Origin of the sequence: Cupriavidus basilensis (assembly GCF_029335485.1) — a bacterium.
GTDB lineage: Bacteria > Pseudomonadota > Gammaproteobacteria > Burkholderiales > Burkholderiaceae > Cupriavidus > Cupriavidus basilensis_E.
This window is the reverse complement of sequence record NZ_JARJLM010000635.1, coordinates 1-541: the sequence shown is the minus strand read 5'-3', so window position 1 is coordinate 541 and position 541 is coordinate 1. Positions and strand designations below refer to the sequence as shown.

Here is a 541-nt window from a genome sequence, read left to right as displayed (position 1 = left end):
TGCCGGAGGACGAACCCCTGCCGCTGGACGAGCTGCCGCTGCCGGACGACGAACCACTGCCGCTCGACGAACTCGAGCCGCTGGACGTGCTACCGCTGGAGCTGCCACTCGACGAACCACTGCTGCCAGATGACGAGCCGCTACCGCTGGACGAGCTGCCACTACCGGACGACGAGCCACTGCCCGACGAACCCGAGCTGCTCGATGTGCTGCCGCTGGAGCTGCCGCTCGACGAACTCCCGTTGCCCGACGACGAACCGCTACCGCTGGACGAGCTGCCACTACTGCTCGACGAATCACTGCTCGACGAACCCGATTTGCCAGCCGTATCCCCGCTGGAGCTGCCGCTCGACGAACTGCCGCTGCCCGAGGACGAACCGCTACCGCTGGACGAGCTACCGCTACCGGAGGACGAGCCGCTGCCGCTCGACGAACTGCCATTGCCGGACGAGGAACCGTTACCGCTGGACGAACTGCTGCTACCCGACGACGAACCACTACCGCTCGACGAGCCCGTGTCATCGGGCTTGCCGCCGCTGGA

1 protein-coding gene is annotated in these 541 nt (G+C 67.1%); it reads left to right on the top strand.

The window, feature by feature from the left end; all coding sequences use genetic code 11:
- Window positions 1-541 (top strand): hypothetical protein (locus P3W85_RS39010; protein ID WP_276268735.1); only part of this gene is annotated, 541 nt, incomplete at both ends.